The organism is Roseateles sp. So40a (assembly GCF_048081605.1).
In the GTDB taxonomy this organism is placed as follows: domain Bacteria; phylum Pseudomonadota; class Gammaproteobacteria; order Burkholderiales; family Burkholderiaceae_C; genus Roseateles.
The window spans coordinates 704,593-730,287 of record NZ_CP182288.1; the positions used below are offsets into that span (position 1 = coordinate 704,593).

Genomic DNA, 25,695 nt, shown 5'->3' on the forward strand with positions numbered 1-25,695 from the left:
GCACGAACCATGTTGATGCACCTGAAATCCCCCGAAGCCGCCGCCCGCTGGCTCCAGGAATGGACGCCCAGCGGTCAGCTGCGCACGGACAGCCGCGCCGTCGGCGCCGGTGACGCGTTCATCGCGTGGCCCGGTTACGCCAAGGACGCGCGCCAGTTCGTCGCGGGCGCGCTGGCCGCGGGCGCGGCGACCGCGCTGGTCGAGCACGCCGGCGCCGCCGAGTACGGCTTCACCGACGCGCGCATCGCATCGCTGCCCGATCTGAAGGCCAACTGCGGCCGCATCGCCTCGGCCTTCTACGGCGAGCCGAGCCGGCGCCTGAGCGTGCTGGCGGTGACCGGCACGAACGGCAAGACCTCCAGCGCCTGGTGGATCGCGCAGGCGCTGACGCTGCTGGGCTCGCGCTGCGGCGTGATCGGCACGCTGGGCGTGGGGCAGCCGCCGGTGCCCGGCGCCACGAGCAACGCCTCGATCGAGGCCACCGGCCTGACCACGCCCGACCCGGTGCGGCTGCAGGAAGCGTTCAAGCGCATGGCCGACGATGGCTTCGGCGCGTGCGCGATCGAGGCGTCCTCCATCGGCATCGAGGAACACCGGCTGACCGGCACGACCATCGAGGTCGCGCTGTTCACCAACTTCACGCAGGACCACCTGGACTACCACGGCGGCATGGACGCGTACTGGGCGGCCAAGCGCAAGCTCTTCGCATGGCAGGGCCTGAAGGCGGCCGTGCTGAACCTGGATGACGCCAAGGGCGCCGAGCTCGCCGCCGAGCTGAGCGCCGCCGGCCAGCTCGACGTCTGGACCTACGGCCTCGACCGCGCCGACGCGCGCCTGAGCGCCACCGACCTGCGCCACGACGCGCAGGGCCTGGCCTTCACGCTGCGCGAGGGCGCGGCGTCGGTGCCGGTGTCGACCGGCCTGATCGGCGACTACAACGTGTCCAACCTGCTGGGCGTGATCGCCGGGCTGCGGGCGCTGGGTCACGGCCTGGAGGACATCGCGCGCGTGGCCGCGCTGGTCACGCCGGTGCCCGGACGCATGCAGCGCGTGGGCAGCGGCCGTGAGCTGCCGCAGCTGGTCGTCGACTACGCCCACACGCCCGACGCGCTGGAGAAGGCGCTCGGCGCGCTGCAGCCGCTGGCCGCGGCGCGCGGCGGCGAGCTGCGCGTGGTGTTCGGCTGCGGCGGTGACCGCGATCCGGGCAAGCGTCCGCTGATGGGCTCGATCGCCGCGAAGCTGGCCGCGCACGTCGTGCTGACCAGCGACAACCCGCGCACCGAGGATCCGCTGAAGATCCTCGCCGACATCGAGGCCGGCCTGCCGGCGGACGCGGCGCGCGAGGTGATCGCGGACCGCGCCGCGGCGATCGTCCGCGCGGTGGACCAGGCCGGCGCGCGCGATGTCGTGCTGATCGCCGGCAAGGGCCACGAGGACTACCAGGAGATCCACGGCGAGCGCCGCGCGTTCTCCGACGTGCAGGCGGCGCGCGCCGCGCTGATCGAGAGGGCGGGGCTGTGAGCGACGCCACCACCTCCGTGACGAACGCCGGCGCCGTGCCGGACGTGCCGTTCATGACGCTGGGACGCGCCTTCGAGCTGCTGTCGCCGCTGCTGCCCGCCGCCACGCTGGTGGGCGACGCGGCCACGCCGCTGTGCCGCGTGCACACCGACACCCGCACGCTGCGCGCGGGCGACCTGTTCGTCGCGCTGCGCGGTGAGCGTTTCGATGCCAATGACTTCCTCGCGCAGGCCAAGGCCAGCGGCGCGGTCGCGGCCATCGCCGAGCGCGGCCTCGTCGAGGCCGGCCTGAACGGCCTGCTGGTGCCCGACGCGAAGCTCGCACTGGGGCTGCTGTCGCAAGCCTGGCGCGAGCAGCAGCACCTGCCGGTGATCGCCGTCACCGGCAGCAACGGCAAGACCACGGTCACGCAGATGATCGCGGCGATCCTGCGCGCCTGGCTGGGCGACGCGGCGATGCTCGCCACCGAAGGCAACTTCAACAACGAGATCGGCGTGCCGCTGACGCTGCTGCGCCTGCGCCAGAACGAGAGCACCTGGCACCGCGCCGCCGTCGTCGAGCTGGGCATGAACCATCCGGGCGAGATCGCCCCGTTGGCGGCCATGACGCAGCCCACCGTGGCGCTGGTCAACAACGCGCAGCGCGAGCACCAGGAGTTCATGCACACCGTCGAGGCGGTGGCGCGCGAGAACGGCGCGGTGATCGGCGCGCTGGGCGCGGCCGGTGTCGCCGTGTTCCCGGCCGAGGATCCGTGCGCCCCGGTGTGGCAGTCGCAGGCGCAGGGCCGCGGCACGCTGACCTTCGCGCTGCAGGGCCAGGCCGATGTCATGGGCCGCGCGCAGTGGGTCGCGCCGACCGACGCGAGCGCCGCCGCGGGCAGCGCCGGCCATTGGGCCATCGAGATCCTGACGCCGGCGGGTTCGATCCCGGTGACGCTGGCGATGGCCGGTCAGCACAACGTGCGCAACGCGCTGGCCGCCGCGGCCTGCACGCTGGCCGCGGGCGCGCCGCTGGCCGCGATCCGCGACGGGCTGCAGGCGTTCAAGGCCGTGAAGGGCCGCTCGGCGCTGCAGACGGCGGTGTGGCAGGGACGTCGCATCACGCTGATCGACGACAGCTACAACGCCAACCCCGACAGCGTGCGCGCCGCCATCGACGTGCTGGCCGAGCTGCCGGGCGCGTCCTGGCTGATCCTCGGCGACATGGGCGAGGTGGGCGAGCAGGGCCCGGCCTTCCACGAGGAAGTCGGCGCGCATGCGGCGGACCAGGGCCTGTCGGCGCTGTGGACCGCCGGCTCGGCCGCGCGTGACGCAGCCACCGCGTACGGCGCGGGCGCCCGCGCGTTCGACACCGTCGCCGAGTTGATCGCGGCGCTGGAGCACGCGCCGCAAGTGCAGAACATCCTGGTCAAGGGTTCGCGCTTCATGAAGATGGAACAGATCGTGGCCGCCTTGTTGTCCGGCGGCCCAGGAGACCCCCATGCTGCTTAGTCTGGCCCAGTGGTTGCAGACCTATTTCCCTGAACTGGGGTTCCTGCGCGTCTTCCAGTACATCACCTTCCGCGCGGTGATGGCCGCCCTGACGGCGCTGCTGATCGGCCTGGCCTTCGGCCCGTGGGTGATCCGCCGCCTGACCGAGCTCAAGATCGGCCAGCCGATCCGCGAGTACGGCGTGCAGCAGCATCTGGCCAAGAGCGGCACGCCCACGATGGGCGGCGTGCTGGTGCTGATCGGCATCGGCATCTCCACGCTGCTGTGGTTCGACTGGTCCAACCGCTTCGTGTGGGTGGTGATGCTGGTGACGATGGGCTTCGGCCTGATCGGCTGGGTCGACGATTACCGCAAGGTCGTCAACAAGGACCCCGAGGGCATGCGCAGCCGCGAGAAGTTCCTGTGGCAGTCCATCATCGGCCTGATCGCGGCGATCTACCTGGCGTTCAGCGTCTCGGAGACAAGCTTCCTGGGCGTGGTGCAGCTGTTCTTCCGCTGGGTCACGAGCGGCTTCTCGACCGAGCTGCCGCCCAAGGCCGACCTGATGCTGCCGTTCTTCAAGTCGATCAGCTACCCGCTGGGCGTGTTCGGGTTCATCGGCCTGTCCTACCTGGTCATCGTCGGCACCAGCAACGCGGTGAACTTCACCGATGGCCTGGACGGCCTGGCGATCATGCCGGTGGTGATGGTGGGCTCGGCGCTGGGCATCTTCGCGTACGTCACGGGCTCGTCGGTCTACAGCAAGTACCTGCTGCTGCCCTACATCCCGGGCGCGGGCGAACTGCTGATCTTCTGCGCCGCGCTGGCCGGTGCGGGCCTGGCCTTCCTGTGGTTCAACGCGCATCCGGCGCAGGTGTTCATGGGCGACGTCGGCGCGCTGGCGCTGGGCGGCGGCCTGGGCACCCTGGCCGTGATCACGCGCCAGGAGATCGTGCTCGGCATCATGGGCGGCGTGTTCGTCGCCGAGGTGCTGTCGGTGATGCTCCAGGTGACGTGGTTCAAGTACACGAAGAAGAAGTACGGCGAAGGCCGCCGCATCTTCAAGATGGCGCCGCTGCACCACCACTTCGAGAAGTCGGGCTGGAAGGAGACGCAGGTCGTCATCCGGTTCTGGATCATCACGATGCTGCTGTGCCTCGTGGGCCTGGCCAGCCTGAAGCTGCGCTGATCGGGACGACACGACGATGAACCCGATCCAGTTCCCCGCGCTCTACCAGGACCGGCACGCGTTCGTGCTGGGCCTGGGCGACTCCGGCCTGGCCATGGCGGCCTGGGCCGCGCGGCTGGGCGCGCGCGTGACGGTCTGGGACAGCCGCGAGCAGCCGCCGCAACTGGCCGCGCTGCGCGAGCGCCTGCCCGACGTGGCCTTCGTGCATGGGGAGTTCTCGGCCGAGCTGCTCGCGACGATCGATCACAGCTGGGTGCTGCTGAAGAGCCCGGGCCTGTCGCCGCTGGACGCGCGCCTGAAGCCGCTGCTGGCGCGCGCCGAGGAGATCGGCCTGCGCGTGCGCGGCGAACTGGAGCTGTTCGCGCAGGCGCTGGCGGAGCTCAGGGCGCTGTACCGCTATGAGCCCGGCGTGCTCGCGATCACCGGCACCAACGGCAAGACGACGACCACCAGCATGACCGCGCTGCTGGTCGAGCGCGCCGGCCGCCGCGTGGCGATGGCCGGCAACATCGGTCCGACGCTGCTGGGCACGCTCAGCGACGCGCTCGACAAGGAGCCGATGCCGCAACCCGAGGAAGAAGAACTTCTCGAGGCGGAAGAGGCTGCTGTCGAAGTGGCCATCGAGGCTGTCGTCCAGGAAGACGCGCCGACCGACGTCGAAGTCCTGCTCGAGCCTGTCGAAGCGCCGGTCGACGACCGCAGCGCGCTCGAGACCGTGGCCGAGCTGCTCGACGAGCAGCCGCTGCCGATCAAGCCGCCGCCGCCCAAGCCCGCCGAGTTCGAAGTGCTGCCGCAGGTCTGGGTGCTGGAGCTGTCGAGCTTCCAGCTCGACGGCGTGAATGGCTTCGAGCCCAGCGCCGGCGCGGTGCTCAACATCACGCAGGACCACCTCGACTGGCATGGCGACATGCCCGCCTACGCGCGCGCCAAGGGCCGCATCTTCGGCGAGCACGGCGTGCTGGTGATCAACCGCGACGACCCCGAGGTCGAGGCGCTGGTGCCCGCGCCGGTGGTGGTGAAGCAAGGCCGCGGCCGCCCGGCCAAGACCGTCGAGCGCGACGTGGTCCGCTTCGGCCTGGACGCGCCGCGCCGCCCCGGCGACTTCGGCCTGCTGGTCGAGAACGGCATGGCCTGGCTGGTGCGCGCCCGCGAGCAGGAAGAAGAACTCAAGGGCATCAAGCGCCGCAAGGACGAGGACGATGAACTCGTCATCCAGCGCCTGATGCCGGCCGACGCGCTGCGCGTGCGCGGCCGCCACAACGCGGCCAACGCGCTGGCGGCGCTGGCGCTGGCCTCGTCGATCGGCTGCCCGCTCGCGCCGATGCTGCACGGCCTGCGCGAATACCGCGGCGAACCGCATCGCGTCGAGTTCGTCACCGCGATCAAGGGTGTGGACTTCTACGACGACTCCAAGGGCACCAACGTCGGCGCGACCGTCGCCGCGGTGATGGGCCTGGGCGCCGACCGCGCGCCCGCCAAGCTGGTGATGATCCTGGGCGGCGACGGCAAGGGCCAGGACTTCTCGCCGCTGGCCACACCGATCGCGCTGCATGCGCGCGCCGTCGCGCTGATCGGGCGCGACGCGCCGCAGATCGAGGCCGCGCTGCGCGACAGCGGCGTGACGATGCATCGCCATGACTCGCTCGAGGCGGCGACGCACTGGTCGCTCGCGCAGGCGCAGTCCGGCGACAGCGTGCTGCTCAGCCCCGCCTGCGCCAGCCTGGACATGTTCCGCAACTACGCCCATCGCGCCGAGGTGTTCATCGCCACCGTGCGCGAACTGGCCGAGGACGAGGGCTACATCGGATGAGCGCCGCGTCCTTCCTCGACACCGTGAACGAGCGCGTGCGCGCGCTGTTCTCGCGCCGCGCCGAAGCGGCTGGCGCGGGCGGCGCCGGCAGCGTGGACGTGCCGGTGCGCGACTGGGTGTCGACCTCGGCCGGCCAGCCCACGCGCATCCTGGGCTTCGACCTGACGCTGATCTGGGTCGTGCTGTCGCTGCTGGCGCTGGGCCTGCTGATGGTCTATTCGGCGTCGATCGCGCTGCCGGACAACCCCAAGTTCGCGAAGTACCAGCCGATGCACTTCTTCGTGCGCCAGGCCATGTTCATCGGCATCGGCCTGCTGGCCGGCTGGATCACGGTGATGGTGCCGGTGAACGTCTGGGAGCGTCACGCGCCCAAGCTGTTCGTGATCGCGCTGGCGCTGCTGATGATCGTGCTGATCCCCCACGTGGGCAAGGGCGTGAACGGCGCGCGCCGGTGGCTGCCGCTGGGCGTCATGAACTTCCAGCCCTCCGAGCTCGCCAAGCTGGCCATCGCGATGTACGCGGCCAACTACATGGTGCGCAAGATGGAGGTCAAGGAGAACTTCGTGCGCGCCGTGTGGCCGATGGCCGCCGCGCTGGCCTTCACCGGCATGCTGCTGCTGGCTGAGCCGGACATGGGCGCCTTCATGGTCATCGCGGCGATCGCGATGGGCATCCTGTTCCTGGGCGGCGTCAACGGCCGCATGTTCTTCCTCAGCGTGGCGGTGCTGATCGGCGCCTTCGTGCTGATGATCACCTTCAGCGATTTCCGCCGCGAGCGGATCTTCGCGTATCTCAATCCGTGGGACGAGAAGTACGCCCAGGGCAAGGCCTACCAGCTGACCCACTCGCTGATCGCCTTCGGCCGCGGCGAGTTCTTCGGCCAGGGCCTGGGGTCCAGCCTCGAGAAGCTGCATTACCTGCCCGAGGCCCACACCGACTTCCTGCTCGCCGTGATCGGCGAAGAGCTCGGTTTCATCGGCGTGGCCATCGTGATCTTCGCGTTCTTCTGGCTGTCGCGCCGGCTGTTCCACATCGGCCGCCAGGCCGTCGCGCTGGACCGCGTCTTCGCGGGCCTGTACGCGCAGGGCATCGGCATCTGGATGGGCGGCCAGGCCTTCATCAACATGGGCGTGAACCTGGGCGCGCTGCCGACCAAGGGCCTGACGCTGCCGCTGATGAGCTACGGCGGCTCGGCCACCGTCCTCAACTGCGTGGCATTGGCGATCTGCTTGCGAATCGACATCGAGAACCGACAACTGATGCGAGGGGGCCGCGCATGAGCACGCGTCACCTCGTCGTGATGGCCGCCGGCACCGGCGGTCACGTGATCCCCGGACTGGCCGTGGCCGCCGAGATGCAGCGCCGCGGCTGGACCGTGTCCTGGCTCGGCACCGAGGCCGGCATGGAGAACAAGCTCGTGCCGCCCTCGGGCCTGCCGATGGACCGCCTGTCCTTCGCCGGCCTGCGCGGCAAGGGCCTCAAGCATTCGGTGACCGGCGTCGTGCGGATGTTCAAGGCGCTGGCGCAGAGCGCGCACATCTTCAGCGCGCGTCAGGCCGACGCGGTGCTGGGCATGGGCGGCTACGTCTGCTTCCCCGGCGGCCTGGTCGCCTGGCTGATGCGCCGTCCGCTGATGCTGGTCAATGCGGACGCGGCGCTGCTGCTGTCCAACAAGGCGCTGGCGCCGATGGCCGGCCGGATCGCCTTCGGCTTCGATGGCCTGGCGGCCGCGCAGCAGAAGAAGAGCGTCGTGACCGGCAACCCGGTGCGCGCCGAGATCGAGGACCTGCCCGCGCCCGAGCTGCGCTTCGCCGAGCGCAACGGGCCGCTGAAGGTGCTGGTCGTCGGCGGCTCGCTGGGGGCGCGCGCGATCAACGACGTGCTGCCGCAGACGCTCGCGCTGTGGGACGAGCATCAGCGTCCGGTGGTCACGCATCAGACCGGCGAGGCCAACCTGCCGCTGGTGCAGGCCGCCTACGCCAAGGCCGGCGTGGAGGCCGAGGTCGTGCCCTTCATCACCGACATGGCCGCGCGTCTGGCCGACGCCGACGTGGTGATCTGCCGCGCCGGCGCGGTCACCGTGTCCGAGCTGTGCGCCGCGGGCGTGGCCAGCATCCTGGTGCCGCTGGTTGTCAGCACGACCTCGCATCAGCGCGACAACGCGCAGTACCTGGCGCAGCACGGCGCCGGCACGCACCTGCCGCAAGGCGAGCTGAGCGCGCAGGCGCTGTTCGATCTGCTGCAGCAGCCGCGCGAGCACTGGCTGACGATGGCGTCCAAGGCCCGCGCGCTGGCGCGTCCGCGCGCGGCCTCGCGCGTGGCCGATGAACTCGAGGCGCTGGTGGATGCGAAGGCGGCCAAGTCCGGTGGCAAGGGCTCCGGCGGCAAGGGAGCGCGCGCATGAAGCACGCCATCCAGCGCATCCACTTCACCGGCATCGGCGGCGCGGGCATGAGCGGCATCGCCGAGCTGCTCGTCGCGCAGGGTTACCGCGTCAGCGGCTCCGACCAGGGCGAGGGCGACACCACGCGCCGCCTGCGCGCGCTGGGCGTGGACGTGCGCATCGGCCATGCGGCTGAGCACGTCGGTGACGCGCAGGTGCTGGTCAAGTCCAGCGCGATCAAGGCCGACAACCCCGAGCTGATGGCCGCGCATCAACACGGCATCCCGGTGCTGCTGCGCGCGCAGATGCTGGCCGAGCTGATGCGTCCGCGCCTGGGCATCGCGGTGGCCGGCACGCACGGCAAGACGACGACGACCTCGCTGCTGACGACGGTGATGCTGCAGGCCGGGCTGGACCCGAGCTACGCGATCGGCGGCCAACTGCTGGCCGCGGGCGCCAACGCCGCGCTCGGCGGCGGGCAGCACATGGTGGTCGAGGCCGACGAGTCGGATGCGTCCTTCCTGCACCTGCTGCCGCAACTGGCGATCGTCACCAACATCGACGCCGACCACATGGACACCTACGGGCACGACATGGCCCGTCTGCGTCAGGCCTTCGTCGACTTCCTGCACCTGATGCCGTTCTGGGGCGCCGCCGTGCTGTGCGGCGACGACGAGGGCGTGCGCAGCATCGTGCCGATGGTGTCGCGTCCGGTGATCCTGTACGGGCTGGGCGAGACGAACGCGGTGCGTGCGACTGACGTCGCGGCGCAGGCCGGCGGCGGCATGCGCTTCACCGCGCTGCGCCGTGACCGTCACGGCCGCGCGCTGCCGGCGCTGGACGTGCTGCTGCGCCTGAACGGTCAGCACAACGTGCTCAATGCCTTGTCCGTGATCGCGATGGCGATGGAGCTCGGCATCGACGACGCCGCGCTGCTGCAGGGCCTGGCCAATTTCGGTGGCGTGGGCCGCCGCTTCCAGTCCTACGGTGAGTTGCCGGTGACCGCCGAAGACGCTGCGGGCGAGGGCGCCACGGCGGGCACCGCGCTGCTGATCGACGACTATGGCCATCACCCGGTGGAGATGCAGGCCGTGCTGAACGCCGCGCGCGGCGCGTACCCGGGCCGCCGGCTGCTGCTGGCCTTCCAGCCGCATCGCTACACGCGCACCCGCGATTGCTTCGAGGAATTCGCCGAGGTGCTGGCGCAGGCCGACGGCGTGTTGCTGACCGAGATCTATGCCGCCAGCGAGTCCCCGCTGCCCGGCATCAGCGGCGAGAGCCTGGCGCGAGCGGTGTCGGACCGCGGCACCGCGGCCGGCTTCGTCGGCGACTGGCAGGGACTGCCGCAGGCGATCGCCCACCAGGCGCGCGCCGGCGATGTGGTGATCGTGATGGGGGCCGGCTCGATCGCCGCTGTTCCCGCGCGCACCGTTGAACTCATGACGAAGGGAGGCCGCGCATGACCACGGACCTCAACACCACGACTTCCTCCGCGCCCGCGTCTGAATCCGCGCTCTACCAGCACCTGGCCATCGCCGGCATCGACGCCAGGGCGATGGGCAAGGTCGCCGTGCTCTTCGGCGGCGACTCCGCCGAGCGCGAGGTCTCGCTGATGTCGGGCAGCGGCGTGCTGGACGCGCTGCGCGCCGAAGGCGTGGACGCGCATGCCTTCGACCCGGGTCAGCGCAACCTGCTCGAGCTCAAGGCCGAGGGATTCCAGCGCGCGTTCATCGCGCTGCACGGCCGGCACGGCGAGGACGGCACGGTGCAGGGCGCGCTCGAGCTGATGGGCATTCCCTACACCGGCTCCGGCGTGATGGCCTCGGCCATCGCGATGGACAAGATCACGACCAAGCGCGTGTGGCTGGCCGACCAGCTGTCGACGCCGCGCTGGGTCAGCCTCAAGCGCGACGAGCTGCAGCGCGAGCGCGTGCGCACGGTGCCCGATGAGCTGGGCCTGCCGATCTTCGTCAAGCCGCCGCACGAGGGCTCGTCCATCGGGGCGAGCAAGGTGATGGGCTATTCGGACATGCAGGCCGCCGTCGAGCTGGCCGCGAAGTACGACGCCGAGGTGCTGTGCGAGGAGTTCGTCGACGGCGCCGAGCTGACCTGCCCGGTGCTGGGCGAGGGCGCCGACGCGATCGCGCTGCCGGTCATCGAGATCCGGGCCGTCGGCGGCAATTACGACTATCAGAACAAGTACTTCACCGACACGACGCAATACCTCGTGGGCCAGCTGCCCGCCGAGGAGCAGGCCCGCGTGCAGTCGCTGGTGCTGGCCGCCTACCGCTCGCTGGGCGCGCGCGGCTGGGGACGGGTCGACGTGATGCGCCGCAAGTCCGACGGTCAGCTGTTCCTGCTGGAGATCAACACCTCGCCGGGCATGACCTCGCATTCGCTGGTGCCCAAGGCTGCCGCGGCCGTGGGTCTGTCCTATCCGAAGTTGTGTCTGTACCTGCTGTCCCAGGCCCGCCTGGACAGCCAGGCCTGACGGAACACCCCCAGCAACAAGCCACGGATCCCCCGAAGCCACCCCCCGTCTCCCCACCATGGGCGCCACCTTCACCCACACCGCCGCACCGCTGCCGCCGGACATCCGAGTGATGAACGGCGTGGCGGGGCTGCTGCTCGCCGGCTTCACGCTGGCCGCGGCGGCGCTGGGTCTGCACTGGCTGGCGCGCCAGCCTGCGTTCTCGATCAAGTCGATCACGGTGGAGGGCGACGTCAGCCGCAACAGCAGCGCGTCGCTGCGGGCGAACGCGCTGCCGCGGCTGTCGGGCAATTTCCTGACGATGAACCTGCAGCAGGCGCGCGCCGCCTTCGAGGCCGTGCCCTGGGTGCGCCATGCGACGGTGCGCCGGGTCTGGCCGCTGCACCTGGTGGTCGCGCTGGAGGAACACCGCCCCGCCGCCTATTGGGAAACCAAGGTCGAGAACGCCGACGCGGACAGCGACGCGGTCGTCGATACCCGGCTGGTCAACAGTTTCGGCGAGGTTTTCGAGGCGAATCTGGGCGATGTCGAGGACGAGGACCTGCCCACGCTGGCCGGTCCGGCGAAATCCTCCGGCGCGATGTTGGCCATGTGGCGCCAGCTCGACCCGATGACCCACGGCAAATTGGACGAGGGCGTCACCCGGCTGGATTTGTCGGGCCGCGGCTCCTGGAAGGCCACGCTGGAAAAGGGCGCGGTCGTGGAGCTGGGCCGCGGCAGCCAGGCGGAAGTCGTGGCCCGGTATGGCCAATTCATCGCCAGCATTCCCCAGATCACCGCCCGGTACCGCACGTCGCTGGTATCGGCGGACCTCCGCCATGAGGCCGGATATGCGGTCCGGCTGGCGGGCGTGACGACGGTTACCACTGCGCCCAAGGGCGCCAAGAAGAATTGAGGACAGGCATGGCCAAGGAATACAAGGATTTGGTCGTCGGGTTGGACATCGGCACCGCCAAGATCATGGCGGTGGTGGCCGAGGTGATGGGAGACGGCCAATTGCGCATCGCCGGTCTGGGCGTGGCGCCCAGCCATGGCCTGAAGCGCGGCGTGGTGGTGAATATCGACGCCACCGTCCAGTCCATCCAGCAGGCCCTGAAAGAGGCCGAAATGATGGCCGACTGCCGGATCTCGCGGGTTTACACGGGGATTACCGGCAGCCATATCCGCGGTCAGAACTCGACCGGCATGGTCATCGTGCGGGACAAGGAAGTCACGCCGGTGGATGTGGCGCGGGTGGTGGAAACCGCCAAGGCGATCAATATCCCCAATGACCAGCGGCTGCTGCTGGTGGAACCTCAGGAATTCGTCATCGACGGCCATGAGGTCAAGGAGCCGATCGGCATGAGCGGCGGCCGGCTGGAGGTCAAGGTCCACATCGTGACCGGGGCCCAGAGCGCGGCGGAGAACATCGTCAAGTGCGTGCGCCGCTGCGGGCTGGAGGTCGAGCAACTCGTGCTGAACCCGAGCGGTTCCAGTCTGGCCGCGCTCACTTCCGACGAGCGCGACCTCGGCGTGGCGCTGGTGGATATCGGTGCCGGTACGACCGACGTGGCCATTTTTACCGGTGGATCGATCCGCCATACCGCGGTGATTCCGATTGCCGGCGACCTGATTACCAGCGATATCGCGATGGCGCTGCGCACCCCGACCAAGGATGCGGAGGAAATCAAGGTCGAGCATGGGGTGGCCAAGCAATTGCTGGCCGATCCGGCGGATCAGGTGGAAGTGCCGGGTTTGGGTGACCGGGCACCTCGCATGCTCTCCAAACAGGCTTTGGCCGGGGTGATCGAACCGCGCGTGGAGGAAATCTTCTCGCTGGTGCACCAGGTCATCCGGGAATCCGGCTACGAGGAACTGCTGTCGTCGGGAATTGTCCTGACCGGCGGTTCGGCGGTGATGCCGGGGATGGTCGAACTGGCCGAGGACATTTTCCTCAAGCCGGTGCGTCGGGGAAATCCGACCTACAACGGCGCGTTGTTCGACATGGTCGCCAATCCCCGTTCGGCGACCGTGATGGGATTGTTGGAGGAAGCGCGGCTGTCGCGCACACGAGGATTCAAGGCGGCGCAGCAGGCAGGTTCGGTGAAGACCCTGTTCGGCCGCGCCAAGGACTGGTTCCTGGGGAATTTCTAAGAGGCTGGCATCGACCGGCTCACGCTTTCTTTACGGCGTTCGAGGGTTTTGCCCCCTAAAAAAGGGCCGATCCCACTTCTATTTTGCTGATGGCAACTGCACAATATGGACAGGAGGTTTGATATGGCGATCGAGATGATCGAAGAGTTTGATCAGGGCACCCAGATCAAGGTGATCGGCGTGGGCGGCGGCGGCGGAAACGCGGTCGAGCACATGATCAGCCAAGGTGTCCAGGGCGTGGAATTCATCGTGGCCAACACGGATGCCCAAGCCCTGAATCGCTCCAAGGCCGATCAACTCCTGCAACTGGGCCATACCGGCCTGGGCGCCGGCGCGAAACCCGAGGTCGGCAAATCGGCCGCCGAGGAAGCGGAAGCCCGCATCCGCGAATCCATCACCGGCGCGCACATGCTGTTCATCACCGCCGGCATGGGCGGCGGCACCGGCACCGGCGCGGCTCCCGTGATCGCGCGCGTGGCCAAGGAGATGGGCATCCTGACCGTCGGCGTCGTCACGAAGCCGTTCGAGTTCGAAGGCAACCGCCGTGGCAAGGCCGCGGACCTGGGCCTGCAGGAACTCGAGGCCAATGTGGACTCGCTGATCGTCGTGCTCAACGACAAGCTGCTGGAAGTGCTGGGTGACGACGTCACGCAGGACCAGGCCTTCGCGCACGCCAACGACGTGCTGAAGAACGCCGTGGGCGGCATCTCCGACATCATCCACATGCCGGGCCTGGTCAACGTCGACTTCGAGGACGTGAAGACCGTGATGAGCGAGCCGGGCAAGGCGATGATGGGCACGGCCGTCGCGGCCGGTCCGGATCGCGCGAGCAAGGCCGCCGAGGGCGCTGTCGCCTGCCCGCTGCTGGAAGGCATCGATCTGTCGGGCGCGCGTGGCGTGCTGGTGCTGATCGCCGCGAGCCGCAACAACTTCAAGCTGGCCGAGAGCCGCAACGCGATGACCGCGATCAAGCGCTACGCCGCTGAGGACGCGCACATCATCTACGGCACCGCCTACGACGAATCGCTGGGCGACCAACTGCGCGTCACGGTGATCGCGACCGGCCTGAGCCAGCGCGCCGCGGCGCGTCAGCAGCCGCAGCTCGTCGTGCAGCAGCCGCAGCTGCGCACCGGCACCGACAACATGCCGGTGCTGACGCAGCCGGTGGTGATGCCGGGCAGCGCCGCCGCGCAGGGTGGGGCCACGGCCGCGCCGATGACGACGTCCGACTTCGGCGGCATGAACGTGCCGAGCGTCTGGCGCCATGGCCGCACCGCCGCCGCGAAGGTAGAGGCGCTGTCGTCCAACGGCATGGACGAGATCGAGATCCCGGCCTTCCTGCGCAAGCAGGCGGACTGAGACCGACTTTCTCGAACGCCATCAGCTTGAAGGCCGCGTCCCGCGAGGGGCGCGGTCTTTTTCGTTTCCAGGGACCGCGACTGAGGGGGCGTTGTTGCAATTGAACGCTCGTGCCGTTCGGTGAACTTCGGCACACTGGCGCCCGATCACAAGACAAGAACGAAGGCATGGTCCAGGGCGTGGATGAGGTCACGGCGTCGAGACGGTCCGTCGCGCAGGCACGGCTGAACGGCTCGGTGCGCCCGTCGATGGCGCTTCGGGTCGCCCCCTGGCTCGCGCTGGTCGTGATGCTCGCCCTCGCGGCGATGCTGCTCCTGGCTGGCGCGGCGCGGGCCCAGGAAGCCACGCCCAGTCATGCCACTGGCGCCGCGACCGGCGCCCAGGTGGCGCGCGCGTCGCCGCTCGGGCCCACCCGGCCCGTGCCTGATCCCGCGCCCGCCGCTGGCGCGCAGAGAGCGACGCAGGCCGAGGTCGCCACCAGCGACTGGACGCAGGACCAGCTCAAGGCCTGGTGGCGCGCGTTGCGCGTGATGGACGGCACCGATGGCGCGCTGCCCGACGCCTTGCTGCCGCCATCGAGCCCCTCGGCTTGGCAGCCGGTGGAGTTGCCCGAGGTCCAGCAGCGCGAGGCCACACAGTCGTCCTCCGCCGATGCGCGCTTCCAGATGCGCTGGTATCGCTTGAAGTACGCGGCGCCCAATGGCCGCTGGCCCACCAGCGTCGCGCTCTACATGCCGCGTCTGGTGGCTCTGGCCGCGGCGGTGCTGGTCAAGACCGACGACGGCTGGCGGCCGGTCTTCGACAACCAGTCCGGCGCGCGTGAGCAATGGGTGCGGCCGCTGTGGGTGGTGCTGCCGTCCGCGCTGACCGAGATCCAGCAGGCGCGCGAGATCGAGGTCGTCATCGCGGTGCCGGTGATGCAGGCGGGGTATTACTCGGTGTCCAGCGTGTGGCTGGGCGCGCGTGAGGACCTCGAGCCGCGCCACGACCGGCGCTGGGTGCTGCAGATCGGCGTGCCGCAGGCGACCGGTCTGACGCTCGTGACGCTGGGCCTGTTCGCGCTCGTGCTGTGGGCCAAGCGCCGCGAGGACTCGTCCTACCTGCTGTTCTCGCTGGCCACGGTCGCGTGGCTGGTGCGCAACCTGCATTACCACCTGGACCTGCCGCGCACGCGCGACGCGCTGGAGTGGTTCTGGTGGGTCACGCACGCGTCGATGTCGTGGGTCATGCTGCTGACCTTCCTTTTCGCGCTGCGTTTCGCGCGGCAGCGTTTCGCGCGCTTCGAGCGCGGCATGGCGCTGTTCGTGCTGGTCTCCAGCCTGGCGTCGATGCCGCTGTGGGGCCGCGGCTTCGACGCGCTCGTGCTGCTGCACATCTGCAACGCGGTCGTGGGACTGGCGGGCACCGCCTTCGTCGCCAGCGTCGCGTGGCGTCAAGGCACGCGCGAGCTGCGCGTGATGGCGGCCGCGCTGGTGATCGGCGTGGCGCTGGGCGTGCACGACCTCGGGCTGCTGGCGGGCTGGTGGTGGCCGGAACACGTCTACCTGATGCCCTTCGCCACGCTCGTCATCCTGGCGAGCTTCCTGTATGCGGTGCAGTTCCGCTACGTGGAGGCGCTGCGCGGCGTGGAGCGCGCCAATGAGGACCTCGCCCAGCGGCTGCAGGAACAGAGCGTGCAGCTCAGCGCGCAGCACGACAAGCTGCGCGAGGTCGAGCGTCAGCAGGCGCTGCTGCTGGAGCGCCAGCGCATCATGCAGGACATGCACGACGGGCTGGGCTCGTCGCTGCTGTCGGCGATGGTGGCGGTGGAGCAGGGCACGATGCCGCAGGAGCAGGTCGTGACGGTGCTGCGCGAATGCGTCGATGACCTGCGGCTGGTGATCGATTCGCTCGAGCCGGTGGGGCACGACATCGTGTCGCTGCTCGCGACGATGCGTTATCGGCTGGGCAAGCGGCTGCAGCTGGGCGGGCTCAAGCTGGAATGGGACGTGCACGACTTGCCGGCGCTGGAGTGGCTGGAGCCGCCCGATGCGCTGCATGTGCTGCGCCTGATGCAGGAGGCGCTGACCAACGCGCTGAAGCATGCGCGGGCCTCGCGGGTGCGCGTGGTCACGCGCGACCTGGGCAAGCGGGTGGAGATCCGCGTCGAGGACGACGGCGAGGGCTTCGATGTCGGGACCGTGTCGCAGGGGCGCGGGCTGCGCGGCCTGCAGCGGCGCGCGAAGGTGCTGGGCGGATCCTTGCGGGTGGACAGCAGCCCGGGGCACGGCACGGTGGTGACGCTGCGGCTGCCGGTGGCGCGCGCCGACCATGAGGCCGTTGTCCAGCAGGGTTGAGCCCGTTTTGGGACAATACGGCCCATGCTCAAGCAACGCACCATCAAATCGCTGACCCGCGCGGTCGGGGTCGGCATCCACAGCGGCCAGAAGGTGGAGATCACCCTGCGGCCCGCGGCGCCGGGCACCGGCATCGTGTTCCGGCGTGTCGACCTGGCGCAGCCGGTGGACATTCCGGTGAACACGCACAGCGTCTGCGACACGCGCATGGCCACGACGATCAGCCCGAACGGCGATCCGGGCCAGCCCAAGGTGCAGACGATCGAGCATCTGCTGTCGGCGTGCGCGGGGCTGGGCATCGACAACCTGCTGATCGACATCAACGCGGACGAGGTCCCGGTGCTGGACGGATCGGCGGCGAGCTACGTGTTCCTGCTGCAGAGCGCGGGCATCGAGCTGCAGAACTCCCCCAAGCAGTTCCTGCGGGTGAAGAAGCCGGTGGAGGTGCGCAAGGGCGAGGGCAAGGGCCTGATGTGGGCGAAGCTGACGCCGCATCACGGCTACACGCTGAGCTTCCAGATCGAGTTCGACAACCCGGCGGTGTCGGCGACGGGTCAGCATTACGTGTTCGACATGGGCAGCGGCCAGTACAAGCGCGAGATCGCGCGGGCGCGGACCTTCGGCATGACCAAGGACATCGAGCTGATGCGCTCGCGCGGGCTGACGCTGGGCGGGAGCATGGACAACGCGATCGTGGTGGACGACTACCGCGTGCTGAACGCGGAGGGTTTGCGCTACGACGACGAGTTCGTGAAGCACAAGATCCTGGACGCGATCGGCGACATGCAGGTGGTGGGGCATCCGCTGCTGGCGGCGTACACGTCGTTCAAGGGCGGGCATGCGCTGAACAACCTGCTGCTGCGCGAGCTGCTGGCGGACGCCGAGGCCTACGAGATCGTGACCTTCGAGGACGAGCGCGACGCGCCCGCGGGCTTCGCGGAGCTGGCGCCGGCGTGGTGAGATGATTGGCGGATGCCGATCAGCCAGTCACAGCTCACCAAGCTCGGGGATCGCCTTCGTGCGGATGTCACCGAAGAGCAGGACCTGAAACTTCTTGATGAGTACCGGCGCTCTTTCGAGGTTCCCGGGAAATGGGTCTCCAACGAAGTTCGCATTTGCACAGGCATCGTTCCGACCGAACGGAACTCCAAGTCCAGCAGAGCGATCATCGAGAAGCTGAGGCGCCAGACGTCGAGGCTGGGGCGCATCCAAGACATCGCGGGTTGCCGGATCAGTGTTCCGAACCTACGCGTACAGTCAGAAGTTGTTGAACAACTGGTCGCTCGATTCTCAGATGTGGAAGTCAAGGACCGACGGGAAAAGCCAAGTCACGGATATCGAGCGGTGCACCTGGTTGTGCGCCATGAGGGCTTCCTTATCGAAGTGCAGGTGCGAACCACCCTTCAACATCTTTGGGGTCAACTCTCCGAGACACTGGCGGATCGATTTGGCAATGCAGTGAAGTATGGTGGCGGTCCGCCAGAAGTGGGCGAGATGCTGACGAGGTGTTCGGACGTTCTGGCCAGGTTGGAGGTTGCCGAACTGGAACTCGGGGAACTCGAACATTTGTTTGGAAGTACGAAGTCGCCAGACGATGCATTGCACGGGCGCTTGTCCACGGTTCGGAAAAATCTTGACTCGTTGCATGAACTGCTCAGCTCAATCATGAACGCCATTTCTGTTCGTCTTCTGAAGGCAGACTAGATCACCATGATCTTCCTCGTTCACTACGATCGACGCGCTCAGCGATTGGAGCGATTTGTTGGCTATTCAGACGATGCGCTGCTCCAGGCGCAGGACGACCGCTTGAAGCTGGAACTCAGTCTGCTCCACAGCGATCGCGAAAATGAGATCGTGTTGCTAAGCGCCCCTAGCGAAGAGGCGGTGAGAAATACGCATGGCCGCTACTTCTACAAGTTCGCGGATCTTGCAGCTCGAAGCGGCATTGCGCTGGCGGCGAACTGATGCTGATCTTCCGCCTCGTCTTCGCCCTGCTGCTGGCCGCCGGTCTGCTGTGCTTCGCCATCTACATCGGCACGAAGCAGCCCGTCTGGCGCCGTCGCGCGATCGTGCTCGTCAAGTGGACCGTGATCGCCGGCATCGGCGCGTTCTCGGTGCTGATCCTGGAGCGGGTGATCCTGTTGGTTTGAACTGAAGACACCCAGGGACCTCGACCCCGCCTGGTTTTATCCCGAAGCAGGCCACAGGCAAGACCCAGCGATGACTTCAGGCGCCAATGTTGGGAGCGCCACGGCGGCTTCGGCAAGGAAGTGCGGGGCAAGTTCAGCTCAAGCACCCACTCTCCGGCCTGGGCTGCAATCTAGCTTGCAAAGAAGCGCGGCAACAGCACAAGCGAAGCGCCCCGAAACCCGGTCATGCCTGAACGGTGGAGCGGGGTGGACCCGCGACAAAATCTTTTGAACTGGAGCGGTCGCCGCCGCGCAATCCCGCTGCGGAGGGATCGTTAACTTCACAAACACGCTCCTATCATCCTGACACTTTGTTGCAACTCCTTGCCAGGGGACTGCGCGTCAGATGACGATCCTGAACGAAATCCAGAAATGGGCGGAACGGTTGCCAGCATGGCAGCAACATGCGGTGGCGATCCTGTATGAGCGAAGGAGACCAGAGCAGGAAGACCTAGAAGCGATATACACGCTCCTTCTGGGTTCCAAGGGTGTCCCTGGCCTTATGGAGATTGAGCCGAGAAAGCTGACCCAAGAGCAAGTGGGTGCGGCGCAGGTCGGTGAGCGCCTGGTCCAACTGACCGCGGTGAAGAACCTGCAGCACGTGAATGCACTGGCCCCGGGGAAGACGCTCGCGCTGGCGCCGACCGGGTTGACGGGTATCTACGGCGACAACGGAGCAGGGAAGTCGGGCTACAACCGCGTGCTGAAGCGGGCCTGCCGCGCGCGAGACGCGAAGGAACGAATTCGCCCCAACGCTTACGCGCCGCCCGTCCAAGGAAGCGTCGCGTCTGCAGAGTTCGAGGTACTCGTCGATGGCGAAGCCGTCGGCCTTGTTTGGACTGACGGCCAGACGTCGCCGGGGGAGCTGTCCAGCATCGCCATCTTCGACTCCCATTGCGCGCGGGCCTATGTCGACAACCACGGGGATTTTTCGTACATCCCCTACGGCCTGGACATCCTGGAGGGGTTGGCAAAAGTCTGCGCGCATCTGAAGGCCCGCATCGAGCATGAACTGGTCGCAGCGCAGCCCAACCTAGAGCCCTTCGCGCGGCTGGCGCAGAGCCCGACGGCGGCGGGTCTATTGGCCAAGGGGCTGTCGGCTAAGACTCTGCCGGAAGACATCGAAAAGCTTGGCACCCTGAAGGCCGGAGAACTGGAAAGGTTGGAAAGTCTGGTCAGGACGTTGGCGGAGGCTGATCCCAAGCGGCGCGCTGCAGAGCTGCGGCTGCGAGCCTCTCGCGTCGAAACCCTGGTTGGTCGCATCGACACGTCTGCGGCTATCGTGGCGGAAGCGAAAGTCGAAGAGTTGCAAGACCTCATCTCCAGGTCTGACAAAGCCAAGGCTATCTCTCAAGCCGTGGCTCAGCGCTTCAGCGACGTTGGGTCTGTCGAAGGGACGGGTAGCGAGCTCTGGGAAACTTTGTTCAAGGCCGCGCGTGGGTTCTGCGCGAGCACTGGGAGCCTGAAGGCCTTCCCCGAACTTGGGGCCAACGATCCCTGCCCGCTTTGCCAGAACCCGATTGGAGACACTGGCGCGGCGCGGCTCCGTACTTTTGATGAGTTCATCGAGGGAGAAGCCGCGCAAGCCGCGACGGCCGCGCGTAGGACTGCCGGTTCGGCGTTCAAGGCGTTGGTCGACGCGCCGCTCAATCTCGGTTTCGACGAAACGCTCGTACATGACCTCGACGGTCACGCGGAGCTCATTGCAGCCTGCGAGGCATTGCAGCTCGCGCTACACGCTCGCAGTGCCGCTGTGCGGCGAGCTGCCGATCCTTCGGTTGAAGGAACCTGGGAGCAGGTGCCCGCGCTTCCCCCCAACCCGCGGGACGACTTGCTTGCGGTTGCGAAGACTTGGAATGATGCAGCGACGCAGCTCGATCAATCCCAGAATGCTGCAGCCCGCGCGGCGATGGAAAAGGAGCTCGCAGAGTTGCAGGCGCGCAGTCAGCTAGCTGACCTGAAGTCGACGGCGCTGGATACGGTCAGGAAGTTCATCCTCAGCGGGCAACTCGCGGGATGCCTCACCGCCACCAGCACGACTGCGATTTCCCGCAAGTCCACCGAGTTGATGAACACGATGGCGACTGAGGAGGTCGCTGCAGCCCTCCGGCAGGAGTTGAAAGCGCTCGGCATCCACGGCATCAACGTGGAGTTGCAGCCGTCGTCGGCTCGGGCCAAGACGACTTTCAAGCTAGTCCTGAACAGCAAGAGCGGAGCCGTTCCCGAAGAGATTCTGAGCGAGGGCGAACAGCGCGCGATTGCGATTGCTGCGTTCCTGGCTGAAGTGAAGCTTGGCAACGGCAGGGGCGGCATCGTGTTTGATGATCCGGTGTCGTCACTGGATCATGCTCGCCGAGAGCTGGTGGCGCGGCGCATTGCGGCAGAGGCGACGCATCGGCAGGTAGTTGTCTTCACACACGACATCTACTTCCTCAACGTCTTGATGTACGAGGCCGCGAAGCTTGAGCTCGCGCCCAAAACGCTCACGCTCAACGAAACTCCGGAGGGATTCGGTGTTGCCGAAGAGACCTTGCCCTTCGCCGGCGCGACGGTGGCCCAGCGAGTCGGGATGCTGCGCAACAAGCAAGTCGATTGCGCGCGGCTGCACAAGAACGGGGATAAGCCCGGCTACCGTAGGCTGACGCTAGAGCTCTACAGCGATCTGCGGATGAGTTGGGAGCGCGGGGTCGAAGAAGTCCTCTTCAACGAGGCGGTGCTGCGGTTCCGCAAAGGCGTCGAGACCAACCGCTTGAAGCAGGTCACTATTGAACCGGAGGACATAGCTGCCATCACGTCAGGGATGGCCAAGTGTTCGAACTTTACTGGTCACGATGGCGCGATGGTCGCAAACGTCGCAATGCCGCCACCTGATGAGCTGAGCGCGGACATCAGCGCGCTCGAAGACTGGCGCAAGTCGGTGATGGTCCGGCGCAACGCCAAGAGGGCGTAGTCAGCATCTTTACCGGACGTCCCGGTTAGACGTCACCAGCTCGCCCAGTAGTCATGTCAGGTCTTCTCGGCGGACGCCGCCGACGATGCGCTCTGTGGATCAGCAAGCTGCTCGAATGGTTGCTAGAGGGCGGCGCGGATGGCGCGTAGGACTTTTCCCAGAACTGCGGGGCAGCGAGGGCGTTGAGATGCGTGGCTCTATGCAAGTCCATTCAATCGCGCCGTGGAGGAGCTAGGCACCACCGTTGCCCATGACAATGTCCGCTCAACGAGCGGCCTTCGTGCTTTTCAGGAGAGGAGCTTCACTCCTCCAACGCCTGCAACTGCACCAGCCGTTGGTAGATCCCGCCGTCGATGGCCATGAGTTCCTCATGCGTGCCGCGCTCATCCAGGTGACCGTGGTTCAGCACCACGATCTGGTCGGCCTCGCGGATCGTCGACAACCGGTGCGCGATCGCGATCACCGTCACCCGGCCTCGCAGCGCGCGCAGCGCCTCGCCCACCTGCGCCTCGGTCGCGCTGTCGATGTTGGCCGTCGCCTCGTCCAGCAGCAGGATGCGCGGCTCGCCGGCCAACGCGCGCGCCAGCGCGATCAGCTGCTTCTGGCCCGTCGACACCGCCAGCCCGCCATCCCCCAGCCGGCTGTCGTAACCCTGCGGCAGCGCGCTCAGGAAGTCATGCGCCCGTGCCGCCCGCGCCGCGGCTTCCAGGCGCTCATCCGGAATCGCGCGCCCCATGCGGATGTTCTCGCGCACGCTGCCCGCGATCAGGTAGGGCTCTTGCGGCACCAGACCCAGCGCGTCATGGAAGGCCTCGTCGGGCAACTGCTCCAGCGGCTGCCCATCGATCAGGATGCGGCCCTGCTGCGGCCGGTAGAAGCGCAGCAGCAGCGCCAGCAGCGTCGACTTGCCCGAGCCCGTGTGCCCCGCGATGCCCACGAAGCTCCCCGCCGGGATCGCCAGGTCGAGGTCGCGCAGCACCGGCTGCTCGGGCTTGTAGGCGAAATGCAGATGCTCGAAACGGATCTCGCCCGCGCCCACCTTGAGGTCGGATCGATGCGAGCGCGGCTCGCTGGGTTCGCGCAGCAGTGCCCGCACGCGCGACGCCGCCACCAGCGCCTGCTGCAGCTGGCTGAACTGCATCGTGATCTGGATCAGCGGCTCCACCACGCGCGCGATGTAGGCGAGGAACGCGTACAGCAGCCCGACCTCCAGCCCCGACAGCTCACGCAGCCCGAAGCCGTAGATCACCGTCACGATCAGCAGCACGTTGAGCAGGTCCAGCGCCGGGCGCAGCAGCCACGCATTGGCGCGCAGCTCCTGCACGCGCGCCTGCAGCTGCGCCCGATTGGCCGTCTCGTAACGCGCGGCGAATCGCTGCGCGGCGCCGGCCGATTGCAGCATCGCCATGCCGGCCATGCTCTCGGCCATCTGCGCATTGAGGTCGGCGCGCAGCGCGCGGGCGCGTTGCACCGGGCCGCTGCTCGCGCGCTGGTAGAGCCAGATGATCCCGGAGCTCGCCGGCACCAGCGCCAGCACGATCAGCATCAATCGCCAGTCCAGCCACGCCATCGCGACCAGCGCGCCGGCGACGACGATCGTCGAGTCCAGCATCACGAACAGCACCTGCCGGTAGAGGTTGTTCACCGCGTCGGTGTCGTTGGTGATGCGGCTCAGCAGCTGGCCGGAGATGCTGCGGTCGAAGAACGCCATCGGCTGCGCCAGCACATGCGCGTAGACCTGCTCGCGCAGCCGCAGCACGGAGCGCTGCGCGACCGAGGCCATGCGGCGCAATTGCGCGTAGCGCAGCAGGCTCGCCGTCCATCCCGCCAGCAGCATCGCGCCCAGCAGCAGCGCCATCGGGCCGAGCTGGAAATCGCGCGGCAGCACATGCGCATCGATGAAGTGCTTGCCCAGGATGGGCCCGATCGCCTCGAGCGCCGCGGCCACCACCAGCCATCCCAGCCCCTTCACCAGACCGCGCCGCTCGGGCCTGGCGGCCTGCGCCAGCAACGCCAGCGCCTCGCGCGGCGAGTGGTCCTCGGTGGGGGTCTTGCCGTCCTTGCCGGACGCGATCTCAGGCGGCGTCAAGGCTGGCCTCCAGTTGTTGATATCGCCATTGGCTGGCATACCAGCCGCCCAGCGCGAGCAGCGCCTCGTGCCGGCCGCGCTCGACGATGCGCCCCTGCCGGAGCACCACGATCTCGTCGGCTTCCATCACCGCGGACAGCCGGTGGCTGACCACGGCGAGGCTGCGTTCCGGATGGCGTGCGCGCAGCTCGCGCCAGTGGTCGAGGATCTGCGTCTCGGTGCCGCTGTCCACGGCGGACAGCGCATCGTCCAGCAGCAGGATGGGCGCGCCGGCGAGCAAGGCGCGCGCGATCGCGACCCGTTGGCGCTGACCGCCGGACAGTGTCACGCCGCGCTCGCCGACCAGCGTGTCGTAACCCTGCGGCAGCCGCAGGATGTCCTCGTGCACGGCGGCGAGCTCGGCCACGGCGAGGATCTCGTCGCGCGTGGCCTCGGGGCGGGCCAGGGCGATGTTGTCGGCCACCGAGGCCGAGAACAGGAAGGGCTCCTGGGGCACCCACGCGAGCGCGCGGCGCAGCGCGTCCAGGCGGATCTCCGGCGCGGGCACGCCACCCAGGCGCAACGTGCCGGCGTCAGGTTCGTACTGCCGCAGCAGCAGGCGCAGCAAGGTCGACTTGCCCGAGCCCGTCGCCCCGACGATGCCCAGCGTGCGGCCCGGCGGCAGCGTCAGCGCGATGTCCTCCAGCGCCGGCTGCGTCATGCCGGGATAACGGAAGCTGAGCTGGTCCCAGTGGAGCTCGGCATGCGGGGGCACATCGCGGGTGCCGGTGTCCACGAGACCGGCGGGCGCGTCCAGCACCGGTTGCAGGCGCGTCCAGGCGGCGCGGCCGCGCTCCAGCAGCGACAGCACCCAACCCGCGGCGAACATCGGCCAGATCAGCTGACCGAGGTACATCGTGAACGCGGTGAGCTGGCCGATGCTGATGAGGTTCGTGCCGACGAGCCAGGCGCCCATGCCCAGCGCGATGACGGTGGCCGCGCCCAGCGACAGCCCGACCGCGGGTTCGAACATCGCTTCCCAGCGTTGCGCCTGATAGGCCGCGGCGCCGGCGTCGCGGGCGAGTTCGCCGAACTGCTCGCGGCTGCGGCGAACGAGGCCGAGCGCTCGCACGGTGCGCACGCCGGCGAGGCTGTCCTGCACCTGCTGGTTCAAGGTCGAGAAGCGCTTCAGCGATTCGGCCGACGCCACATGGATGCGCGAGGAGATGCGCCAGAACGCGTAGGCCATGAAGGGGAAGGGCACCAGCGCGGCCAGGCCCAGGCGCCAGTCGACGCTGATCGTCATCATGCCGAGCACCAGGATCAGTGTCAGCGTGCCATCGAAGGCGGCCAGCAGCGCTTCACCGGCGGCCATCTCGATGGCGTCGACGTCGTTGGTCGCCAGCGCCATCAGGTCGCCGGTGCGCTGGGCGTGGAAGAACGCGGGGCCCTGGCGGGTGAGTTGCGCGTAGAGACGGGTGCGGAGTTGCCGCCCCAGCTCATAGGCGGTGCGGAACAGCGCCAGCCGCCAGCCGACGCGCAGCAGGTAGATCGCGGCGCCGGCGAGCACCAGCAGGCCCAGTTGTCGGATCAGGTCCCAGCCCGCGAGGCGATGCGCGACCAGCGCGTCCACCACATGGCCGACCTGGCGCGGGATCCAGACTGTGAGGACGGCGATGGTGCTCAGCATCAACGCGCTGGCGACGTAGGGCCGCCAGTGGCCACGGATGTGGCCGGCGATCAATCGAGTCAGGGACATGGCGGCGGACATATGGCGGCGCATTGTGCCCGCCGGGG

At 68.2% G+C, this 25,695-nt stretch carries 19 protein-coding genes; 17 read left to right on the top strand and 2 right to left on the bottom strand.

The annotated features are described in order from the left end of the window. Positions 1 to 9 precede the first annotated feature (9 nt). The 17 genes from ACNI65_RS03250 to ACNI65_RS03330 all read left to right on the top strand — a co-directional run bounded on the left by ACNI65_RS03250 (position 10) and on the right by ACNI65_RS03330 (position 21,830). Positions 10 to 1,521: a UDP-N-acetylmuramoyl-L-alanyl-D-glutamate--2,6-diaminopimelate ligase gene (locus ACNI65_RS03250; RefSeq protein WP_416761154.1), complete on the top strand. Its 1,512-nt coding sequence runs from the start codon at positions 10 to 12 to the stop codon at positions 1,519 to 1,521. 53 nt (positions 1,522 to 1,574) lie between these two features. Then, a complete protein-coding gene (locus ACNI65_RS03255; RefSeq protein WP_416763556.1) occupies positions 1,575 to 3,011 on the top strand; it encodes a UDP-N-acetylmuramoyl-tripeptide--D-alanyl-D-alanine ligase in 1,437 nt (478 codons plus the stop codon). Then, positions 3,001 to 4,179: a phospho-N-acetylmuramoyl-pentapeptide-transferase gene (mraY, locus tag ACNI65_RS03260; protein WP_416761155.1), complete on the top strand. Its 1,179-nt coding sequence runs from the start codon at positions 3,001 to 3,003 to the stop codon at positions 4,177 to 4,179. Before ACNI65_RS03255 ends, mraY begins: the two co-directional genes overlap by 11 nt. A gap of 16 nt (positions 4,180 to 4,195) precedes the next feature. Beyond that, positions 4,196 to 5,989 carry a UDP-N-acetylmuramoyl-L-alanine--D-glutamate ligase gene (murD, locus tag ACNI65_RS03265; RefSeq protein ID WP_416761156.1) on the top strand — a complete coding sequence of 598 codons (1,794 nt, stop codon included), beginning with the start codon at positions 4,196 to 4,198 and terminating at the stop codon, positions 5,987 to 5,989. Further along, positions 5,986 to 7,269, top strand: coding sequence for a putative lipid II flippase FtsW (gene ftsW / locus ACNI65_RS03270; RefSeq protein WP_416761157.1), 1,284 nt, complete (start codon positions 5,986 to 5,988; stop codon positions 7,267 to 7,269). The genes murD and ftsW overlap by 4 nt, the downstream gene beginning before the upstream one ends. Beyond that, positions 7,266 to 8,393, top strand: a complete 1,128-nt coding sequence (gene murG / locus ACNI65_RS03275) for an undecaprenyldiphospho-muramoylpentapeptide beta-N-acetylglucosaminyltransferase (RefSeq protein ID WP_416761158.1) — start codon at positions 7,266 to 7,268, stop codon at positions 8,391 to 8,393. The genes ftsW and murG overlap by 4 nt, the downstream gene beginning before the upstream one ends. Continuing rightward, positions 8,390 to 9,835 carry a UDP-N-acetylmuramate--L-alanine ligase gene (gene murC / locus ACNI65_RS03280; protein WP_416761159.1) on the top strand — a complete coding sequence of 482 codons (1,446 nt, stop codon included), beginning with the start codon at positions 8,390 to 8,392 and terminating at the stop codon, positions 9,833 to 9,835. The genes murG and murC overlap by 4 nt, the downstream gene beginning before the upstream one ends. Positions 9,836 to 9,927: 92 nt before the next feature. After that, complete coding sequence (locus ACNI65_RS03285) at positions 9,928 to 10,863, top strand: D-alanine--D-alanine ligase (RefSeq protein ID WP_416763557.1); 936 nt, start codon at positions 9,928 to 9,930, stop codon at positions 10,861 to 10,863. Positions 10,864 to 10,921: 58 nt separating this feature from the next. Further along, a complete protein-coding gene (locus ACNI65_RS03290) occupies positions 10,922 to 11,758 on the top strand; it encodes a cell division protein FtsQ/DivIB (RefSeq protein WP_416761160.1) in 837 nt (278 codons plus the stop codon). A gap of 8 nt (positions 11,759 to 11,766) precedes the next feature. Further along, positions 11,767 to 12,996 (top strand): cell division protein FtsA, encoded by a 1,230-nt coding sequence (ftsA, locus tag ACNI65_RS03295; RefSeq protein WP_416761162.1) that lies wholly within the window; start codon positions 11,767 to 11,769, stop codon positions 12,994 to 12,996. A gap of 123 nt (positions 12,997 to 13,119) precedes the next feature. Then, positions 13,120 to 14,355: a cell division protein FtsZ gene (ftsZ, locus tag ACNI65_RS03300; RefSeq protein ID WP_416761163.1), complete on the top strand. Its 1,236-nt coding sequence runs from the start codon at positions 13,120 to 13,122 to the stop codon at positions 14,353 to 14,355. A 167-nt stretch (positions 14,356 to 14,522) separates the two neighbouring features. Continuing rightward, a complete protein-coding gene (locus tag ACNI65_RS03305; RefSeq protein WP_416761164.1) occupies positions 14,523 to 16,691 on the top strand; it encodes an ATP-binding protein in 2,169 nt (722 codons plus the stop codon). A gap of 24 nt (positions 16,692 to 16,715) precedes the next feature. Then, on the top strand, positions 16,716 to 17,651 hold the full coding sequence (gene lpxC / locus ACNI65_RS03310) for a UDP-3-O-acyl-N-acetylglucosamine deacetylase (RefSeq protein ID WP_416761165.1): 936 nt from the start codon (positions 16,716 to 16,718) through the stop codon (positions 17,649 to 17,651). Between the two features lie 12 nt (positions 17,652 to 17,663). Continuing rightward, positions 17,664 to 18,395, top strand: coding sequence for a hypothetical protein (locus tag ACNI65_RS03315; protein ID WP_416761166.1), 732 nt, complete (start codon positions 17,664 to 17,666; stop codon positions 18,393 to 18,395). 6 nt (positions 18,396 to 18,401) lie between these two features. Then, positions 18,402 to 18,656 (top strand): hypothetical protein, encoded by a 255-nt coding sequence (locus ACNI65_RS03320; RefSeq protein WP_416761167.1) that lies wholly within the window; start codon positions 18,402 to 18,404, stop codon positions 18,654 to 18,656. After that, positions 18,656 to 18,841, top strand: a complete 186-nt coding sequence (locus ACNI65_RS03325; RefSeq protein ID WP_416761169.1) for a hypothetical protein — start codon at positions 18,656 to 18,658, stop codon at positions 18,839 to 18,841. Before ACNI65_RS03320 ends, ACNI65_RS03325 begins: the two co-directional genes overlap by 1 nt. A gap of 385 nt (positions 18,842 to 19,226) precedes the next feature. Further along, a complete protein-coding gene (locus ACNI65_RS03330) occupies positions 19,227 to 21,830 on the top strand; it encodes an AAA family ATPase (RefSeq protein WP_416761171.1) in 2,604 nt (867 codons plus the stop codon). A 301-nt stretch (positions 21,831 to 22,131) separates the two neighbouring features. Here ACNI65_RS03330 and ACNI65_RS03335 read toward each other — a convergent pair whose 3' ends face one another. Together ACNI65_RS03335 and ACNI65_RS03340 are read right to left on the bottom strand one after the other, a co-directional pair. Further along, the gene (locus tag ACNI65_RS03335; RefSeq protein WP_416761172.1) at positions 22,132 to 23,919 is read right to left on the bottom strand and encodes an ABC transporter ATP-binding protein; all 1,788 of its coding nucleotides are present in this window, start codon (positions 23,917 to 23,919) and stop codon (positions 22,132 to 22,134) included. Beyond that, a complete protein-coding gene (locus ACNI65_RS03340; protein ID WP_416761174.1) occupies positions 23,906 to 25,657 on the bottom strand; it encodes an ABC transporter ATP-binding protein in 1,752 nt (583 codons plus the stop codon). The genes ACNI65_RS03335 and ACNI65_RS03340 overlap by 14 nt, the downstream gene beginning before the upstream one ends. Positions 25,658 to 25,695 lie beyond the last annotated feature (38 nt).

What these genes read in the sequence shown, in the direction of transcription:
- ACNI65_RS03340 (WP_416761174.1), bottom strand. Translation starts at nt 25,657, where the DNA reads ATGTCCCTGACTCGATTGATCGCCGGCCACATCCGTGGCCACTGGCGG.
- ACNI65_RS03250 (WP_416761154.1), top strand. Translation starts at nt 10, where the DNA reads ATGTTGATGCACCTGAAATCCCCCGAAGCCGCCGCCCGCTGGCTCCAG.
- ACNI65_RS03320 (WP_416761167.1), top strand. Translation starts at nt 18,402, where the DNA reads ATGATCTTCCTCGTTCACTACGATCGACGCGCTCAGCGATTGGAGCGA.
- murG (WP_416761158.1), top strand. Translation starts at nt 7,266, where the DNA reads ATGAGCACGCGTCACCTCGTCGTGATGGCCGCCGGCACCGGCGGTCAC.
- ACNI65_RS03325 (WP_416761169.1), top strand. Translation starts at nt 18,656, where the DNA reads ATGCTGATCTTCCGCCTCGTCTTCGCCCTGCTGCTGGCCGCCGGTCTG.
- ftsZ (WP_416761163.1), top strand. Translation starts at nt 13,120, where the DNA reads ATGGCGATCGAGATGATCGAAGAGTTTGATCAGGGCACCCAGATCAAG.
- ftsW (WP_416761157.1), top strand. Translation starts at nt 5,986, where the DNA reads ATGAGCGCCGCGTCCTTCCTCGACACCGTGAACGAGCGCGTGCGCGCG.
- murC (WP_416761159.1), top strand. Translation starts at nt 8,390, where the DNA reads ATGAAGCACGCCATCCAGCGCATCCACTTCACCGGCATCGGCGGCGCG.
- mraY (WP_416761155.1), top strand. Translation starts at nt 3,001, where the DNA reads ATGCTGCTTAGTCTGGCCCAGTGGTTGCAGACCTATTTCCCTGAACTG.
- ACNI65_RS03305 (WP_416761164.1), top strand. Translation starts at nt 14,523, where the DNA reads ATGGTCCAGGGCGTGGATGAGGTCACGGCGTCGAGACGGTCCGTCGCG.
- ACNI65_RS03285 (WP_416763557.1), top strand. Translation starts at nt 9,928, where the DNA reads ATGGGCAAGGTCGCCGTGCTCTTCGGCGGCGACTCCGCCGAGCGCGAG.
- murD (WP_416761156.1), top strand. Translation starts at nt 4,196, where the DNA reads ATGAACCCGATCCAGTTCCCCGCGCTCTACCAGGACCGGCACGCGTTC.
- ACNI65_RS03290 (WP_416761160.1), top strand. Translation starts at nt 10,922, where the DNA reads ATGGGCGCCACCTTCACCCACACCGCCGCACCGCTGCCGCCGGACATC.
- ACNI65_RS03315 (WP_416761166.1), top strand. Translation starts at nt 17,664, where the DNA reads ATGCCGATCAGCCAGTCACAGCTCACCAAGCTCGGGGATCGCCTTCGT.
- lpxC (WP_416761165.1), top strand. Translation starts at nt 16,716, where the DNA reads ATGCTCAAGCAACGCACCATCAAATCGCTGACCCGCGCGGTCGGGGTC.
- ACNI65_RS03330 (WP_416761171.1), top strand. Translation starts at nt 19,227, where the DNA reads ATGACGATCCTGAACGAAATCCAGAAATGGGCGGAACGGTTGCCAGCA.
- ACNI65_RS03255 (WP_416763556.1), top strand. Translation starts at nt 1,575, where the DNA reads ATGACGCTGGGACGCGCCTTCGAGCTGCTGTCGCCGCTGCTGCCCGCC.
- ftsA (WP_416761162.1), top strand. Translation starts at nt 11,767, where the DNA reads ATGGCCAAGGAATACAAGGATTTGGTCGTCGGGTTGGACATCGGCACC.